We start from the raw sequence: 16296 nt of genomic DNA, 5'->3' as shown, positions 1-16296 counted from the left end.
GTCCCCCGTGCCGAGCCCACTGCCCCGCGGCAGTCCGGGCTGTAGGGCGCTTGCGCCATCCCTCGGCTCACCGGCGCCGCGCGGGAGCCGCTCCGCCCGGTCACCAGGACGCCCCCGTCGAGCGCGGCTCAATCCCGTGGGTACCGGGCCAAACATCGCGCGGACGCGATCATCGTATCGAGTTAATGTCACCGGTTTCCCTTGGTCCCGCACCGTGGACGACCTCTAGGGTTCTCGTGGATCTGGACGGATTCCCGTCCCTGCGACCCTTTTCCTCCTCTTGCCCAACGGCGTCCGTATACGCACGTTGCCGCCCTGACCAAGGAGAGCTTGCCCGATGACTGTTGAACCGAGTTCGGACGTACGACTGGATCTGCCCCGGCAGTCCAGTCTGGGCACGGCGGCGGCCCGCAACCTCGCCAGCACGACCAAGTCCGCCCCGCAGATGCAGGAGATCACCTCTCGCTGGCTGCTGCGGATGCTCCCCTGGGTGGAGACCAAGGGCGGCGCCTACCGGGTGAACCGCCGCCTCACGTACACCGTCGGCGACGGGGTCGTTGAGTTCGTCCAGGACGGTGCGGGAGTCCGGGTCATCCCCCGTGAACTCGGCGAACTGGCTCTGCTGCGCGGCTTCGACGACGTGGAGGTGCTGACAGCCCTTGCCGATCGGTGCGTCCAACGAGACTTCCGTACGGGAGAGACGCTGGTCGAGCGCGGGACTCCGGCGGATGAGCTCCACCTGATCGCTCACGGGCGCATCGGCCAGACCACCGTCGGCAGTTATGGCGACGAGGTCGTTCTGGACGTACTCGCCGACGGTGACCGGTTCGGGGAGGACGCGCTGCTGGACGAGGACGCCCGTTGGGAGCAGACAGCCACCGCCGAGACCTCGGGCACTCTGCTCACCCTGTCTCGCGCCGACTTCGCAGCCGTGCTGTCCACCGCTCCAGGTCTGCGGGAGCACGTCGAAGAGTTCGCTTCACACTCCCGCCACCGGCAGAACCATCGCGGCGAGGCGGAGATCGCGATGTCGGCCGGCCACGTCGGCGAGCACGAACTTCCCGGTGCGTTCGCCGACTACGAGCTCAATCCGCGCGAGTACGAACTCTCGGTCGCCCAGACCATTCTGCGTATCCACACCAGGGTCGCCGACCTCTACAACGGGCCGATGAACCAGACCGAGGAACAGCTCAGGCTCACCATCGAGGCGCTGCGTGAGCGCCAGGAGCACGAGCTGATCAACAACAGGGAATTCGGCCTGCTCCACAACGCCGACTTCAAGCAGCGCATCCAGCCGCACTCCGGCCCGCCGACCCCGGACGACATGGACGAACTGCTCTGTCGCCGCCGGGGTTCCAAGTTCTTCCTCGCGCACCCCCGGACCATCGCGGCGATCGGGCGTGAGTTCAACTCGCGCGGACTGTACCCGGACCACGTCGATCTCGGCGGCCAGCAGGTTCCTGCGTGGCGCGGGGTCCCGATCCTCCCCTGCAACAAGATCCCCGTCACCAAGGAGAAGACCAGCTCGATCCTCGTCATGCGTACTGGTGAGGAGAACCAGGGCGTCATCGGTCTGCATCAGACCGGGCTCCCGGACGAGTACGAACCGGGTCTGTCCGTCCGCTTCATGGGCATCGACGAGAAGGCGATCATGTCCTACCTCGTCAGCACCTACTACTCCGCCGCCATCCTCGTGCCGGACGCGGTCGGTGTGCTGGAGAACGTTCAGATCGCGCGCTGGCCCAAGTAGCGGTTGCGGCCCGCCACGGCAGGTGTGACGCCCTCGAAGCCGACCGGGGCGGTCACATGTGCCCGGAGGGCTTCAAGAACAGCCGCCCACCCACCGAGGAGCCATGGATGCCCGCACCTGAGCTGACACCTCCGCAATCGAACCTGCCGGAGGCCGCTTCCCACTTCGGGGCGCACACACTGTCCGGCGCCGTGAGCCGGGCCCGCGACGTCCAGGCCGCCGTCAGCGGCCCGCCCGGTGCGCCTCTTCCGTCCGCACCGTCCGCGGTCTCCACACCCGCGCCGGTCCCTCCCGACGCCCTGCCGAGCAGAGTGACTGCGACGGGACCGGGCTTGGAGCGGATCCTGCGCGGCCCCAGCGGTCTGGGGACGGCCGGCCTCCGTCTCTTCCGGCGGGAGGAGTCGCCGACGCCTTCGGAGCCGTCCGTGGACACGGCGGAGGGCCGGCCGGTCCCAGGCCTGTACTACCACCCGATTCCCGAGCCCGACCCGCTGCGGGTCGAGGAGGTCAGTCGAAGAATCAAGGCCTGGGCGTTGGACGAGGTCGCCCTGTATCCCGAGGACTGGGAGGACCAGTTCGACGGCTTCTCCGTGGGGCGGTACATGGTGGGCTGCCATCCGGACGCGCCCACTGTCGACCATCTGATGCTCGCCACACGGCTGATGGTGGCGGAGAACGCGGTGGACGACTGCTACTGCGAGGACCATGGCGGCTCGCCCGTCGGCCTCGGTGAACGGTTGCTGCTGGCGCACACCGCCCTCGACCCCCTGTACACCACGGAGGAGTACCAGCCGCAGTGGTCGAAGTCGCTCCACGCGGACGCCCCTCGGCGCGCATACCGCTCGGCCATGGAGTACTTCGTCCGGGCGGCCGGCCCTTCCCAGGCCGACCGGCTCCGACACGACTTGGCACGGCTGCACATGGGGTACCTCGCCGAAGCGGCCTGGGCCCAGCTGGACCACGTCCCGGAGGTGTGGGAGTACCTGGCGATGCGCCAGTTCAACAACTTCCGTCCCTGCCCCACCATCACTGACACAGTCGGCGGGTACGAACTGCCCGCGGACCTGCATGCCCAGACGGGGATGCAGAAGGTCATCGCTCTCGCGGGAAACGCGACGACGATCGTGAACGACCTCTACTCGTACACCAAGGAACTCGACACTCCCGGCCAGCACCTGAACCTTCCGGTCGTCATCGCCGAACGTGAGGGTATGTCCCACCGGGACGCCTATCTGAAGTCGGTCGAGGTCCACAACGACCTCATGCACGACTTCGAGACCGAAGCTGCGGCGCTTGCCGTCGCCTGCCCCGTGCCCAGCGTGCAGCGCTTCCTCCGGGGCGTGGCTGCCTGGGTCGACGGCAACCACCACTGGCACCGGTCCAACACCTATCGCTACAGCCTGCCCGACTTCTGGTAAGAGAATGGACTCATCTGTGACCCACACCGAACTCACCGCCGCCACCCTGCGCATTCCCGGTCCGACGACGCCCTACCAGGGGGACATCGCCCGCTACTGGGACGGGGAGGCCAGGCCCGTGAACCTGCGTCTCGGCGACGTCGACGGCCTCTACCACCACCACTACGGCATCGGTGAAGTCGACCACGAGGCACTCGGCAACACCGCGGACAGCGCGAGCGAGAAGAGGCTGATCGCCGAGCTCCACCGGCTGGAGTCGGCCCAGGCAGACGTCCTGCTGGGGCACCTCGGTGACATCGGGCGGGACGACACCCTGGTGGACGCGGGCTGCGGCCGCGGCGGTTCGATGGTGATGGCGCACCAGCGCTTCGGGTGCAAGGTCGAAGGCGTCACGCTCTCGGCCAAACAGGCCGAGTTCGCCAACGGACGCGCCCGGGAGCTACGCATCCAGGATCACGTCCGCGCCCGTGTCTGCAACATGCTCGCCACACCCTTCGAGACCGGGTCGGCCGCCGCCTCGTGGAACAACGAGTCGAGCATGTACGTCGACCTGGACGACCTCTTCGCCGAACACTCTCGTGTCCTCTCGGTCGGCGGTCGCTATGTGACCATCACCGGCTGCTGGAATCCGCGGTATGGCCAGCCCTCGAAGTGGGTCTCGCAGATCAACGCGCATTTCGAGTGCAACATCCACTCGCGCCGGGAATACCTGCGGGCCATGGCCGACAACCGCCTCGTACCGCAGGCCGTGATCGACCTTACTCCCGACACACTGCCGTACTGGGAGCTGCGGGCCACGTCCTCGCTGGTGACGGGTATCGAGGACGCGTTCATCAATTCCTACAAGGACGGTTCCTTCCAGTACCTTCTCATCGCCGCCGATCGGGTCTGACCTGCTGCAGACCCGGATCCTCTTCGTGGGAACGGTCACTGCCCCCACTGCGGTGGCCGTGCCCAGTCATCTCTGAGCGCGATACGGACGGTGCGTTCCGGGAGGACGGGCGCCGAGGTGGAAGGTGGGCTGCCGAGGGCACAGGCCGTCAGCCGAGCGGGTCGGCCAGGACGGTCAGCCGGGCGCCGCGGGTCCGGTCGGAGGACGGGCCCGTCTCCATCTCGAACTCCCCCGGCTCCACGGTCCGCTCCAGGTCGCGCGTGACCGAGGCCAGGGTCTGTGCCTCCACGCGGAAGGAGACCTCGGTTCGTTCCCCGGGTTCGAGGGCCACCCGGGCGAAGCCGCGCAGCTCCCGGACCCTCGGCCACGAAGTGCCCCCGGTCACCCGGCGCACGTAGAGCTGCACCGTCTCCCGCACCGGCCGGCCGCCGGTGTTGCGGATGTCGACCGTGCACACAAGCGGCTGCGGTGCGGCATGCGTCGTGTTCGGGGCGCCGGCGTTGAGTTCCGCCGCCGAGACGGACGTCCGGGACAGGCGGGGGGTGCCGTACTCGACCGTGGTGTAGCTCAGCCCGTGGCCGAACGCGTGGCGGGCGGTCGCGGGCTGGTCGACATAGCCGCGGTAGCCGTGGTCCTTCCCGTTGTAGTGGACCGGCAGCTGAGCCGCCGAGCGGGGCACCGATACGGGAAGCCGCCCCACGGGCTCCGCCGTGCCGAACAGGACGTCCGCCAACGCCCGACCGCCCCAGGGGCCGGGATACCAGGCGCTCAGCACCGCGGCGGCCCGGCCGGCGAGGTCGGGCAGCGCGTGCGGACGACCCTGGACCAGCACCACGACGACGGGGGTCCCTGTCGCGGTCATGGCGTCGAGCAGGGCCGACTGGCCTTCCGGAAGGGCGAGCTCCGCCAGGTCCACACCCTCTCCGCAGGTCATCTCGACCGGGTTGCCCGAGGTGACGACCGCTGCCCCGTTGGCGTCGAAGCGGGTTCCCGACTCGCGGGCGCTCGATCCGCCCAGCACCACGACCGCGACATCGGCCCCGGATGTGAGCGCTACGGCGCCGGGAAGGTCCGACAGATCGCCGCCCACAAGGCCGGTCCCCCGGGCGTGCACGATCTCCGTACCTCGGGGCGCCGCCTCCTTGAGGCCGTCGAGGACGCTGATGCCTGTGCCAGGCCGCTGGGGCGCGGTGTAGTCGCCGATCTGCTGCGGCACGGAGTCGGCGTTCGGACCGATGACCGCGATCCGGCGTGCGCGTTCGCCGAGCGGGAGTGTCACACCGTCGTGTGTGAGCAGCGTGACCGATTCCCGGGCGATGCTCTCGCTCAGTTCCTCGGGCCCCGGCGTGGGGGCGCACTCCCCGGTGTAGGGATTCTCGAACAGGCCGAGCCGGAACTTCAGGGAGAGCACCCGGCCGACCGCGGCATCCAGAGCGCCCTCGTCCACGAGGCCCCGTCGCACGGCCTCCTCCAGGCGGGGGAAGCTGTCGTCCCACAGACTCAGGTCCGTCCCCGCCTCCAACGCCATGGCGCCTGCCGCGACGGGGTCACCGGCCAGCCGCACCAGGCGGTCGAGCGCCAGCCCGTCCGCCATCACCAGACCGGTGAACCCCCACTGTTCGCGCAGGATGCCGGTGAGCAGTTCCCGGTTGGCGGCACACGGAATGCCGTCGAACTCGTTGTACGCGGCCATGACACCTGCCGCCCCGGCCCGGACTCCCGCCAGTGCGGCCTCCAGGTGGATCTCGTGCAGTTCGCGGGCGCCCAGTTCGGTGGCAGCGCTGTTGCGGCCGCCGACCGTGGCGCCCTGCCCGGCGAAGTGCTTGAGGACGACGGCTGCCCGGTCCGGCCCGATGAGCTCTCCGGGTGCCCCCTGGACACCGCGTACCAGGGCCTCCGTGAACCGCGCCGCGAGGTAGGGGTCCTCGCCGAAGCACTCCTCCGCCCGGCCCCAGCGCGGATCGCGCACCAGGTCGAGTGCGGACACCAGCGCGACGTGGCCGCCGCGTGACCGCAGCTGCGCGGCGGCGAGCGCTGCGGCCTCCTCGTACAGGTCCGGATTCCAGGTGGCGCCGACCGCCAGGTTGACGGGCAGCAGCGTGCCGTCCAGAGCCTGGAGACCGTGCGGCATCTCCTCGACCAGCAGAACCGGGATCCCGAGCCGGGTGGTCTCCACGACGTGGCGCTGCACGGCGTCGGAGACACGCGCACCGTCCGTTCCGCCGATGCCCGTGGCCGCGGTCACGCCCGACCATGGGTCGGCCCGCTGCAGCCCGTAGAGCGCGCCCATCCCGTCGAAGGCGGCCACTTCGGTGCGGAACGCGTCGGTCAGGTGGTGGCCCGAGGCGTCGCGTTCGTACGCGTCCCAGCCGTACATCCGCTGGTTGACCTGCCCCACCTTCTCGGTGAGCGTCATCCGTGAAAGGAGGTCGCTCACCCGGTCGTTTATGGGCGCCGCGGGATCGCGGAAGAGCGGCTGGGACATCGGGTGGCTCACTTTCACGGGCGGTGGGGCAGGCGGGGCGTTTCGGTGGAGGAAGCCGGTCGGTCAGCGCAGTTCGAGGACGCGCACCCCGTACGGGGCGATCGCCACCTCCACCACCGGTTCTCCGCCCGTCAGTTCGCGCAGTTCGCCGTCCGCCGACGGGCGGACGGTCAGTTCCTCGGCCGACTGGCTCACGAGCCAGACGAAGCGGGTGCCGTCCTCCCGGACCAGCGTGTCGGCGGCAACGTACGGGGAGCCGGCCGTCACCGGCCGTGCGGCCCCGGCGAGTTCGGCGAGCGCCGCGTACAGCCGGTGTGTCTGCTCCGGGTTGGCCCGCGCCGTCCGGGCCGCCATGTGCTCCAACGGGTACGTCGCCAGGACCGTGCGGCCCTCTCCCGTCTCGTGGCACAGCAGGGCCGGGCGGCCGTGCGCGTCGGTGGCGACGACGCGGGCACCTGCCGGGACGACCGGCAGGTAGGCGCGGCTGTCCTCGTTCCCGGCGACGGGGAACTTCAGGGTCTCACCTGCGGCTATGGAGCCGAAGTCCTCCGTGAACGTCATTTCCAGTACGTCGTCCTCGATCGGCTCCGCGACACCGTAGGAGAGCTGCAGTTCCACACCGAACAGGCCGTCCAGATCGTGGAACCAGGGGCCACGGGTCGCCGGGTGTTCCCCCGAGCAGAAGGAGAGGTAGACGGTGGCGCCCTCACGCGCCCGCTGCTCCAGCGCCCGTCGGGTGCGGGTGGTCAGCTGCCGGGTCGAGGGCAGCAGGTACAGCGCGGCATCGTCGGGCAGCCCGTCGGCCTCCCGGGCGAACGCCACCGGCAGGTCCGCGCCGCGTGCGGCCACGTATGCCTGGTGCAGGGAGGTGAAGATCAGCGGGCGGTCCGCGGGCCTGCTGTAGGGGTAGCCGCGCTCCAGGAACGCGGGTACGACCAGTGCGGCGTCGGCGTCCGTACGGCGGCAGCGGGCGAAGTCGACCTGCTTCAGGACCTCGGCGAAGGCGGCCAGTTCCCGCAGTGGTTCCTTCGGCCGGCCGGTGTGGTCGGTGATGCCGAAGTGCATCTCGAAGGGGTGGTGGTCGTACGGGGACTGTTCCCACAGGTCGTCGTAGTCGGTGTTGTTCCATGCGATCCAGCCGGTGGCCCCGCCGAGCAGCGAATTGTGCAGGGTCTGCCGGTAGAACACGCCCGCGTTGGCTGCGGAGACCACGTCGGTCGACAGCCCGAACTCCTCCAGCACGACCGGCTGGCCGGTCACGGCGGCGAGTTCGCACTCGAACGCGGCACGGTAGTGCTGGCGCGGCCGGTCCGTGTCGGAGCGGTAGACGTGCGGCCCTACGAAGTCCACGTACTCGGCGGTGTCCCGCAGCGAGAATCCGTTGTCCCGGCCCGTGACCTCGATGCCCCAGGCGCCGTCGCCCAGCGAGACGGGCTGGGTGCCGCCCGCGGCGCGCACCGCGTCGCACATGAACTGCGCCCAGGCGGTGACGACGTCGCTGGAGGGCGGGTCGACCTGGTAGATCCGGCCGTAGCCCGGCATCTCGTTGGTGATCAGCCAGCCGGTGACCGCGGGGTGGTCCTTGAAACGGCGGGTCATCTGGGAGACGAACCATGCCTGCCGCCCGACGAGCCACACGTCCTCGTACAGGTCGCGGTCGCCTCGCCAGGCCGGGTCCCAGTTCTCGCCCGACATGTGGCCGACGATGAAGGTGGGGATCGTCCCCATCCCCGCCTCCGTGTGGGCGTCCAGGAAGTCGCGGAAGCGCTCGCACAGTTCCTCGTCGATCCGGCCGGGCTCCGGGTGGAAGTCGGGCCAGTAGAAGAAGGACCGGGTCATGTTCAGTCCGTGGTCGCGCAGGACGGCCAGTTCCTCGCGGACGGTCTTCGGGTCGTAGTTCCGCCACATCAGCGGGCCGCCGGTGCGGGACCAGAAGTTGGCGCCGAGCCAGGGAAGAACGGCGGAGTCGTGGGTGAGCTGGGCGCTGTGGCGTCGCATGGTCGGGTCCTGACCTCTTCGATGTGCGGGGGTGGATCGTTGCGGCGGGTGTACGGCCGGTGGGGCCGGGCCGGAGCCGCGGGACGGAGCGGGCCGTGAGCGGCGGGCCTCGGGTGGTGTGCGGTGGGGAACTCATGGTTCAGGGCCTGGCGGGGAGCGGGCCGGTCGACTCCCGGACGACGAGGCTCGGGCGTCCGTCGAGGACCGGCGGTGGCACGTCCTCGCCGCACTGGAGGAGCAGCGCGCGGGCGGCGGCCGCACCGACCCGTTGCACCTGCTGGTCCACGGTGGTCAGACGGGGGTGGAGCCAGCGGCCGAGCGGCAGGTTGTCGTACCCCACCACCGACACGTCCTCCGGCACCCGGAGCCCGCGGCGCTGGGCCGTGCCGATGCCGCAGACCGCCATGGAGTCGTTGGGGAAGACCAGCGCGGTCGGCCGGTCGGGCAGGGCGAGCAGTTCCTCGGTCACGGCGACGGCCGCCTGTTCGGTGAAATCGGTGTGCCGGACGGCCACGGGGCTCAGCCCGGTCGCGGCGAGCGCGTCCTCGAAGGCGGCGCGACGCAGCCGGGTGTGCACCAGTTCGGCCGGGCCCGCGACGTACGCGAGGCGCTGGTGGCCGAGTTCCAGCAGGTGGGCGACGGCTTCGCGGACACCGGCGTCCTGCTGCCCGAGGCCGACGCCGGGCACCGGTGATTCGGAGTCGGCCGCGCCCAGCAGGACGGCGGGCAGGCCCAGTTCCCGCAGGAGATGCGGGCGCGGGTCGTCCGCGCGCGCGTCGGTCAGTACGGCTCCGTCGATGCGGCCCTCCGCGACCAGCCGTTCGTACAGCGCGTTCTCCTGGGCGATGTCGGCGACCAGGTGGAGCAGGAGACCGTAGCCCCGGGGAGCGAGTTCGCCCTCCAGGCCGGTAATCAGCTCGCTGAAGTGCGGGTCGGCGCCGAGCACGTCCGTCGGGCGCCTGACGACGAGCGCGATCGTGCGGGTACGGGCCCTGCGCAGGGCCGACGCGGACGCGCTGGGCGACCAGCCGAGTTCGGCGGCCGCGTCCAGGACCCGGCGGCGGGTGGCCTCGGAGATCCGTCCGGTGCCGTTGACGGCCTGGGAGACCGCGGCGGTGGAGACCCCCGCCGCCGCGGCCACGGCCTTGATCGTGGGCCGGCCGGTGGCCTGGGCCGGTGGGGTTCCCGCCGTGCCGTCCGATTCCTGGGTACGCCCCTTGAGACGTTCCTTCACATCTTCACCGCCCCGCTCACGAGTGCCTGTTGCATGCGCTTCTGGAGCACGGTGTACACCACCCAGACGGGGACCAGTGTCAGGACCGTGCCCGCGGTCAGGATGCCGTAGTCGGTCCCGGTCAGGGACTTGAGGGTGGGCAGCGCCACCTGCACGGTGCGCTGTTCGGGGTCGGGTCCGATGATGACGAGGGAGTACAGGTACTCGTTCCAGAACGTCAGGAAGTTCAGCAGGAGGATCGTCGCGATCCCGGGCATGCACATCGGGGTGTAGATGTGCCGCAGGACGGCGAAGGTGGACGCGCCGTCCATCCGGGCCGCCTCCTCCATCTCGCGCGGGATCGTCCGCATGAACTGGACGAGGATCACGACGGACAGCGGCATCGCCGTGGCCGGCAGGAACAGGACCATGAAGGCGCGGGTATGGAAGAGTCCGGTCGCCGCGGCGAGCAGGAACGTGGGGAAGAGCGCGGCGAACGTGGGGACCAGGAACCCCAGTGAGAACACCCGCTCCACGAAGGCGCCGAGACGTCCCTCGGTTCGGGCGATGGCGAAGGCCGCCGGAATGGCCAGGGCCAGGGTGAGAACCAGCGCGAGCGCGGTGACGAGCACCGAGTTGACGATGGCCGGCCCGAGATCCGCGGAGGAGAACGCCTCCCCGAAGTTGTGCGGGGAGAAAGAGGTGGGCAGGGAGAACGGACTCCCGAAGATCTGGTCGTTCGTCTTGAACGCCGAGACCAGCAGGTAGTAGAGGGGCACCACCAGCAGTGCCGCGTACAGCCACGCCAGGATGTGGGCCGGCAGCCAGGACCTTCCGAACTTCATGGAACCGCTCCGATCAGTAGTTCTGGCGGAAGACGCGACGGATCGTCAGCAGCCCGGCCAGACCGGCCAGGAACAGGACCACGCCGACGGTCTGGCTGTAGCCGAGGTCGGCCGCGATGAACGCCTTCTGGTAGACGAGGAAGGACAACGTTGTCGAGGAGCTTCCGGGGCCGCCCTGCGTGAGCAGCAGTACGTTCTGTGCGGAGCCGAACAGCGTCCACAGGAACTGGAGCATGGTCACGACGCCGACGAAGTCGCGGATGACGGGGAAGTGGATGCGCCACATGGCGCGCCAGTGGCCGGCGCCGTCGAGCTGGGCGGCCTCCCCTATCTCGTCCGGCACACTGCCGAGCCGGGCGGCAAAGAGCACGGCGGTGAAGCCGATGCCGCTCCACACGTCGAGGACGATGAGGCAGTACAGGGCGGTGGACGGAGAGGCGAGCCAGGCGTCGGTGAGCGAGCCCAGACCGACCTTGTCCAGTGCGCCGTTGAGCATTCCGTCCGGCGAGAGGACCGCGTAGAAGACCATCGCCTTGGCCGGGGTGGAGATCAGGCCGGGGATGAAGAGCAGGTAGCGCAGGGTGCGATGACCCGGCGGCTTCTGTGCGACGTAGTACCCGAGCATGTACGCGCACACGATCATCACGGGCAGGGCGACGACCAGCTGGGTTGCGGTGTTGCCCACCGAGTCCCAGAAGACCGGGTCGTCCAGGACCGTTCGGACGTTGTCGAGGCCGGCGAAGGAGACCGGCTGGAGCATGCCCGGCCAGTGCAGGGCGGCGATGACGAAGATGGCGACCAGGGGGCCGACCATGAAGACGAGATACCAGACCAGCGCCGGCACGGCGAGGACGACCCCGGCCTGCTTTCGGCGGGCGGGCCGGGCGGGAGGCGGCGGGGGCGGGGCCGACCGGCGGGCCGTGCTGTCCGGGGCGGACGAGAGCAACGTCATGAAGGGACTCGCAGAGGGCTCGGGCGCGCGGATCAGGCCGTGCGGTAGGCGGATTCGAGGGCGGAGCGCACGGCGGCCGCGCTCGTTCCCCGGGTGAAGGCGGTGCTGGTCGCCGTGATCAGCGGCTGGGTGGCCGTCGGGGGGACGTACAGGTCGGGCAGGAGGACCTGGCCGACCCCGTCGCCGAGCTGCTGGGCCTTGGCCACCAGCGGGAAGTCCTTGCTGACGGTGTCGGTGACGAGCGCCATGTCCCGGCCGCTCTCGGTGATGAAGCGCGAGACCGTCTCGGGGCGGTACATGAAGCGCAGGAACTTCTCGACCGAGGACAGCTTCTTGACGCCGTTGGGGCTGATCCAGAATCCGATCAGGGTGTGTGAGCGGAGGATGGTCGGCTTACTGTGCGAGGCGCCGGGGGCCAGGGGCCAGCCACCGATCTCCGTGTGTCCGGCCGCCTTCGGTGCGACCTTCGCCAGCGCGGAGGACATCGCGGACTGGATGGCCGCCGCCTCGGTGTTGTACTGCGTGGTCATGATGTCGGAGGTCAGCCCCTGCGCCTTGTCGGCGAAGACGCCGGCGTCGCGCAGCTGGACGAAGTAGTCGATGCCTTCGCGGGCTCCCCTGCTGCCGCTGAAGTCGCCGCTCGTGTAGACCTTCCTCGCCTCGTCGGGCGTGAGGAAGGTCTGGATGATCTGGGCAAGCAGCTTCTGGCCGGTCCAGTCGTTCCCTCCGACGGTGACCGGGGCGATGCCCTTGGCGCGCAGTTTGCGTGCGGCCCCGATCAGCTGGTCGCCGGTGGTGGGTACGGAGTCGACACCGGCCCGCCCGAGCAGGGCGGTGTTGAAGGCGACGGGCCAGTTGGTGGCGAAGTACGGGAAAGCACGGAGTCTGCCCTTGGCGTCGGTCCATTCCTCGATGGCGGCGGGCAGCACGCGCTCGCGGAGCCCCCAGTCGTCGAGATAGCCCTTCACGTCGACGGTGGCCCCGACATCGGTCCAGGCCAGAGTCTTGTCGTAGAGGTTGACCATGACCACGTCCGGCTCCTTGCGAGCCAGTCGGGAGGTCTCGTACACCTGGGGAAGGTCGTCCCCGTTGACGAGGTTCTTGATCCGGATATCCGGATTCTCCTCGTGGAACGTCTTGACGACGGCCTTGTAGGTGGGAGAACCGGGCGCGGTGGTGCCGAGCTGGGTGTGCACGAGCAGGGTGCCGGGGTCGGAATCGGCCGAGGCGAGTGTGGAGCAGCCGGACAGAGCGGTAGCGGCGGCAAGGCCGGAGCCTGCTGCGAGGAAACCGCGCCGGCTCAGGGATGAGCGCACAGCGGGATGTCTCCAACCAGGACGTTAACCATGTGGTTAATCGATGTACCAGTGGGCTGCGAGAAACTTAGAGCCACTTGCCGGAACGGTCAACCCCCGGTTGCACATGATGAAAATACGGACATCTCGATCGAGTTGGGACCGCCTCCCGCACTCCCCCGGGGGACCCGGCACGCGCAGCCGCCTCCGGGCCGTCCGGCCAGAAGCCTTCCGGGCGGCGGATCGTGGATGCCATCTTCGATGTGGTGCGGACTGGGTGTGTCCGGCGGCAGTTGCCGCCGGACTTCCTGTTTTGACAGACGGTGTACTGGTACCTCACGCGATGGCATGACGACGGCTCGGCCGAGTGCCTTCACCACGCCCTACGCGGCCAGGTCCACGGAGCCGACGGCCGCGGCGTCGACCCGAGTGCGGGGCCGATCGGCTCGCCGTCCGTCCGTACCGCCGGTCTTCATCGAACCGTACGGCGAGGACTTCTGGTTGAAGCCTGGTGCCGTCTTCACCGTCGTGCCCGGCGGAGGTACCTCGGATCCCCCAGTTCACGGTGATTGCCACCACGAACTACCTGGTCGTGTCGATCTTCGAGGGCGGCGACCCCGACAAGGTTGTCGTCGACTACGCGATCATCGAGAGCAACGGGATCGAGGTGGAGTGCGGCCGCCAGCAGTCCTCTGACCGAGATCCTTCCTGAAGCCCTGCCCCGACAGATCCCCATCACAACCTCGCGCCCGTCGGATGATTCCCGTCCCGTTGCCGGCATGGGCACCGCCCTGCAAAGAGCGCCAGGAATGCCCGAGGCGGGGACGTCAGTGTCAGTGATGCGCCACGCATACGCTTCGGTATCGCCGACAGCGTGCAGGCCAGTAGCGATCCTCTCATCGCCGGCCACGACGCCCACCGGGTGGGGAGCCAACAGGACTGGCGGGTAGGTTGTCTCGCCATGCGGTACTTCGGGCTGGACATCCTTGCTTTCGCCGACGAGCTCACCGAGGCATACGTCGAGATCTTCACCGCCCCGCCCTGGGAGCACCGGGACGCCGAGACGACCCGGGCAGCGTTCAGGGAACGGCTGGAGACGGACGCGCAACGACCGGGCTTCCGCGCGCTCCTGGCCCTGTCGGAAAACGGTGAGGTGGAGGGCTTCGTCACGGGGTGGGCCACTCCGGCTCCATTCCGTACCGACCGCGCCTACGGAAAGGTGACCAGGCGGCTCGGCACCGACCGGGTGAACGAGCTTCTGGTAGGCGCCTTCGAGATCGACGAGCTGGGAGTACGGTCGCAGGCCCGCGGCACCGAACTTGGACGTCGGCTGCTGTCCGCCCTGACCGACGCCGCACCGAGCGGCCGGGCGTGGCTGCTGGCCTGGAACCAGGCGCACGACACGCTTGAGTTCTACCGCCGCATCGAATGGCAGGAGCCCGAACCCATTCCGGGCAATGAGACAGACATCGTCGTGTTCCTGTCTCCGAGCTGATCCAGCAGCGCACACGCACGGGTGCCGCCCCAGTGCCCGTGCGGGCCCGGCCGGAGCGGAAGGCGAACTTCCGCAGATCACCGGATGCGCCGTCCGCGCGCCGGCCGCCCTCTCGATGCCGACGCTCCGAAGGGTGCCGTGAGAATGCCCGGGATGACGGCGTCCGCGCCAACGGGACGGGGCGTCGGTGTTCAGTTATGCACCGGAGTACAGTCGGCTCGCGGCCTGGTCCCATGGCTGAGGCTCGACCAGGTCGCCCCTGTCGTAGGCGCCTTCCTCGAACCAGCCCGTCCCCGCGAGCCATGTCTCCAGCCACGCTTCGAGGCCGGGAGAGTCGAGGAACCAACACCGCTCCCACGATCCGCCCCTGTACGGGTTCGGCTCGAAGAGCAGGACCTGACCGTCTTCACTGAGACAATCAACGCCTGCGTCCATGGCACAGCCCCAGGTCAGGATCGGTACGACGCCCTCGGGCCATTCCGGGTGCTCCGCTCCGACGGACGCCTCACGTCGCGTCAGGTATTCGCCGACGACGCTGGAGCCCGGACCAAGCAGTGGCAACAGTCGATAGTCAGGGCCGAAGCCACCGTCAGCGACCTCGCGATACAGGCGCGCGAGCAGGGGATGCAGCGTAATGCCCAGTTGCCTCTCGGCCTCCGCGATCCGGGCATCGTCGACAGGATCGGGCAGGTCCTTGTTGTCCGATGCGGCCCGGGTGGCAATGCGTTGCAAGAGGTCGTCAAGGTCGGTCATGCCCGTGATGCTGTCAGAGCCCACTGACATGTCGAGGTCAGGCCGCCTGGGGAAAGGGAGGGCAGCGTGACTGGAGCCGAGGAGAAGCTCCACCCACTCGATCGGAGCCACGGGCAGCGTACGGCCGTGGCCCTTGGAATCGCCGCCACTCATCGTGATCGGCACAACCACGGAGATGGGCTGCCGCATGGCCTCACTCAAGATCGGGAACATTTCGAAGGAGTGTGGGTCAAACGCCCTTGAGAACACGATCAAGTGCCGCCCGCCCCGGGGGTCCCCAGTGCGGCTTTCCGCCGGGAAGACCCCGGTCTCCGTTCTGTCCCATGAGCATCAGGAAAAGGCTCTTCATGGCAGCCAGCCCGCGGGCGCGCCGGATCGTCGCCTCGTCTGCATGCGCGTATGCGTCGAAGAACCGTGAGGCCGTGCCCGCGGGAAGCAGCACCCATGCGGCGGCGAGGTCCCACGCCGGATCGCCGGCGAACATGTCGCCGAAGTCGACGATGCCCGAGAGCGTTCCGTCCGAGACGACGACGTTCGCGGGATGGAGGTCGCCGTGCACCCACACCGGCGGGCCCTCCCACGCGTGGGCCGCAACGGCGTCGTCCCAGACGGCCCGGATGTCGGCAGCGATGTCGGCGGGGGCAACGGCCTGGAAGAAGATCTCGAAGCTGTCTGTGCAGTTCCGGGGATGGGCACCGCGGACCGTGTCGATCGGGGCCTCGGCGGGCGCCTCCACGTGGAGCGCCCGGAGGAAGCCCGCGAGTGTGTCGGCCGCGTGGTTGCCGCGGCTGATCGAGCCGTGGTCCAGGGGCTCGCCGGGAACCCACGTCATCACGGTCCAGTGCTTGGGAAAGCGCTCCGACGGTTCACCGAACCGCACCGGGGTCGGCACCGGGAGCGGCAGGCGCGGGGCCAGCACGGGGAGCCACCGCCGCTCCTTGAGCTGGTGGTCCGGGGTGGTGTCCATGCGCTGCATGCGTACGGCCAACTCGTCCCCGAGGCGCCACATTTGGTTGCCCCAGCCGCCCGCCACCTCGCGGATGGCCAGCCCGGCAAGGTCTGGATGTTGCTCCTGCAGCAGGTCGCGGACGAGGTCTGCGGTGATCTCGGTGTCGGTCATGCGAAGTCACACTACCGAGGCGACGGGCTGAGCGGTTCTCGCTCTCCGGAACATCTCGCGGTCATTCCTCTGACCCCAAA

14 protein-coding genes are annotated in these 16296 nt (G+C 69.3%); 5 read left to right on the top strand and 9 right to left on the bottom strand.

The features are described 5' to 3' along the window. Positions 1-337 precede the first annotated feature (337 nt). From OG912_RS36935 to OG912_RS36925, 3 genes are all read left to right on the top strand, one after another. The gene (locus OG912_RS36935; protein WP_327713156.1) at positions 338-1750 is read left to right on the top strand and encodes a family 2B encapsulin nanocompartment shell protein; all 1413 of its coding nucleotides are present in this window, start codon (positions 338-340) and stop codon (positions 1748-1750) included. A gap of 107 nt (positions 1751-1857) precedes the next feature. Then, complete coding sequence (locus OG912_RS36930; protein WP_327713155.1) at positions 1858-3168, top strand: family 2 encapsulin nanocompartment cargo protein terpene cyclase; 1311 nt, start codon at positions 1858-1860, stop codon at positions 3166-3168. A 16-nt stretch (positions 3169-3184) separates the two neighbouring features. Continuing rightward, on the top strand, positions 3185-4060 hold the full coding sequence (locus OG912_RS36925; RefSeq protein WP_443061120.1) for a geranyl diphosphate 2-C-methyltransferase: 876 nt from the start codon (positions 3185-3187) through the stop codon (positions 4058-4060). Between the two features lie 148 nt (positions 4061-4208). On the opposite strand, the gene OG912_RS36920 is transcribed toward OG912_RS36925, so the two are convergent. From OG912_RS36920 to OG912_RS36890, 7 genes are all read right to left on the bottom strand, one after another. Continuing rightward, positions 4209-6545, bottom strand: a complete 2337-nt coding sequence (locus OG912_RS36920) for a glycoside hydrolase family 3 N-terminal domain-containing protein (RefSeq protein WP_327713153.1) — start codon at positions 6543-6545, stop codon at positions 4209-4211. 63 nt (positions 6546-6608) lie between these two features. Beyond that, a complete protein-coding gene (locus tag OG912_RS36915) occupies positions 6609-8543 on the bottom strand; it encodes a glycoside hydrolase 5 family protein (RefSeq protein ID WP_327713152.1) in 1935 nt (644 codons plus the stop codon). Between the two features lie 139 nt (positions 8544-8682). Beyond that, positions 8683-9684, bottom strand: a complete 1002-nt coding sequence (locus OG912_RS36910) for a LacI family DNA-binding transcriptional regulator (protein WP_327713640.1) — start codon at positions 9682-9684, stop codon at positions 8683-8685. Positions 9685-9773: 89 nt separating this feature from the next. Next, entirely contained in the window at positions 9774-10601 is an 828-nt protein-coding gene (locus tag OG912_RS36905) for a carbohydrate ABC transporter permease (protein ID WP_326734094.1), read from the bottom strand. Between the two features lie 13 nt (positions 10602-10614). After that, positions 10615-11553 (bottom strand): carbohydrate ABC transporter permease, encoded by a 939-nt coding sequence (locus OG912_RS36900; protein ID WP_327713151.1) that lies wholly within the window; start codon positions 11551-11553, stop codon positions 10615-10617. A gap of 32 nt (positions 11554-11585) precedes the next feature. Next, positions 11586-12869 carry an ABC transporter substrate-binding protein gene (locus OG912_RS36895; protein ID WP_326734096.1) on the bottom strand — a complete coding sequence of 428 codons (1284 nt, stop codon included), beginning with the start codon at positions 12867-12869 and terminating at the stop codon, positions 11586-11588. Between the two features lie 362 nt (positions 12870-13231). Further along, positions 13232-13372 (bottom strand): hypothetical protein, encoded by a 141-nt coding sequence (locus OG912_RS36890; RefSeq protein ID WP_327713150.1) that lies wholly within the window; start codon positions 13370-13372, stop codon positions 13232-13234. A gap of 41 nt (positions 13373-13413) precedes the next feature. Here OG912_RS36890 and OG912_RS36885 point away from each other — a divergent pair, with 41 nt between their 5' ends. Both OG912_RS36885 and OG912_RS36880 read left to right on the top strand, forming a co-directional pair. Further along, positions 13414-13560 carry a hypothetical protein gene (locus OG912_RS36885; protein WP_327713149.1) on the top strand — a complete coding sequence of 49 codons (147 nt, stop codon included), beginning with the start codon at positions 13414-13416 and terminating at the stop codon, positions 13558-13560. Positions 13561-13809: 249 nt separating this feature from the next. Beyond that, the gene (locus OG912_RS36880) at positions 13810-14343 is read left to right on the top strand and encodes a GNAT family N-acetyltransferase (RefSeq protein WP_327713148.1); all 534 of its coding nucleotides are present in this window, start codon (positions 13810-13812) and stop codon (positions 14341-14343) included. Positions 14344-14538: 195 nt separating this feature from the next. Here the strand turns inward: OG912_RS36880 and OG912_RS36875 are convergent, their stop codons facing one another. After that, positions 14539-15126 (bottom strand): SMI1/KNR4 family protein, encoded by a 588-nt coding sequence (locus OG912_RS36875; RefSeq protein ID WP_327713639.1) that lies wholly within the window; start codon positions 15124-15126, stop codon positions 14539-14541. 199 nt (positions 15127-15325) lie between these two features. Continuing rightward, complete coding sequence (locus OG912_RS36870) at positions 15326-16216, bottom strand: aminoglycoside phosphotransferase family protein (RefSeq protein WP_327713147.1); 891 nt, start codon at positions 16214-16216, stop codon at positions 15326-15328. Between the last annotated feature and the right edge of the window lie 80 nt (positions 16217-16296).

It is taken from the genome of Streptomyces sp. NBC_00464 (genome assembly GCF_036013915.1).
Classification (GTDB): Bacteria; Actinomycetota; Actinomycetes; order Streptomycetales; family Streptomycetaceae; genus Streptomyces.
The sequence above is the reverse complement of the archived record's forward strand: the minus strand, read 5'-3'. Positions and strand labels throughout refer to the sequence as shown.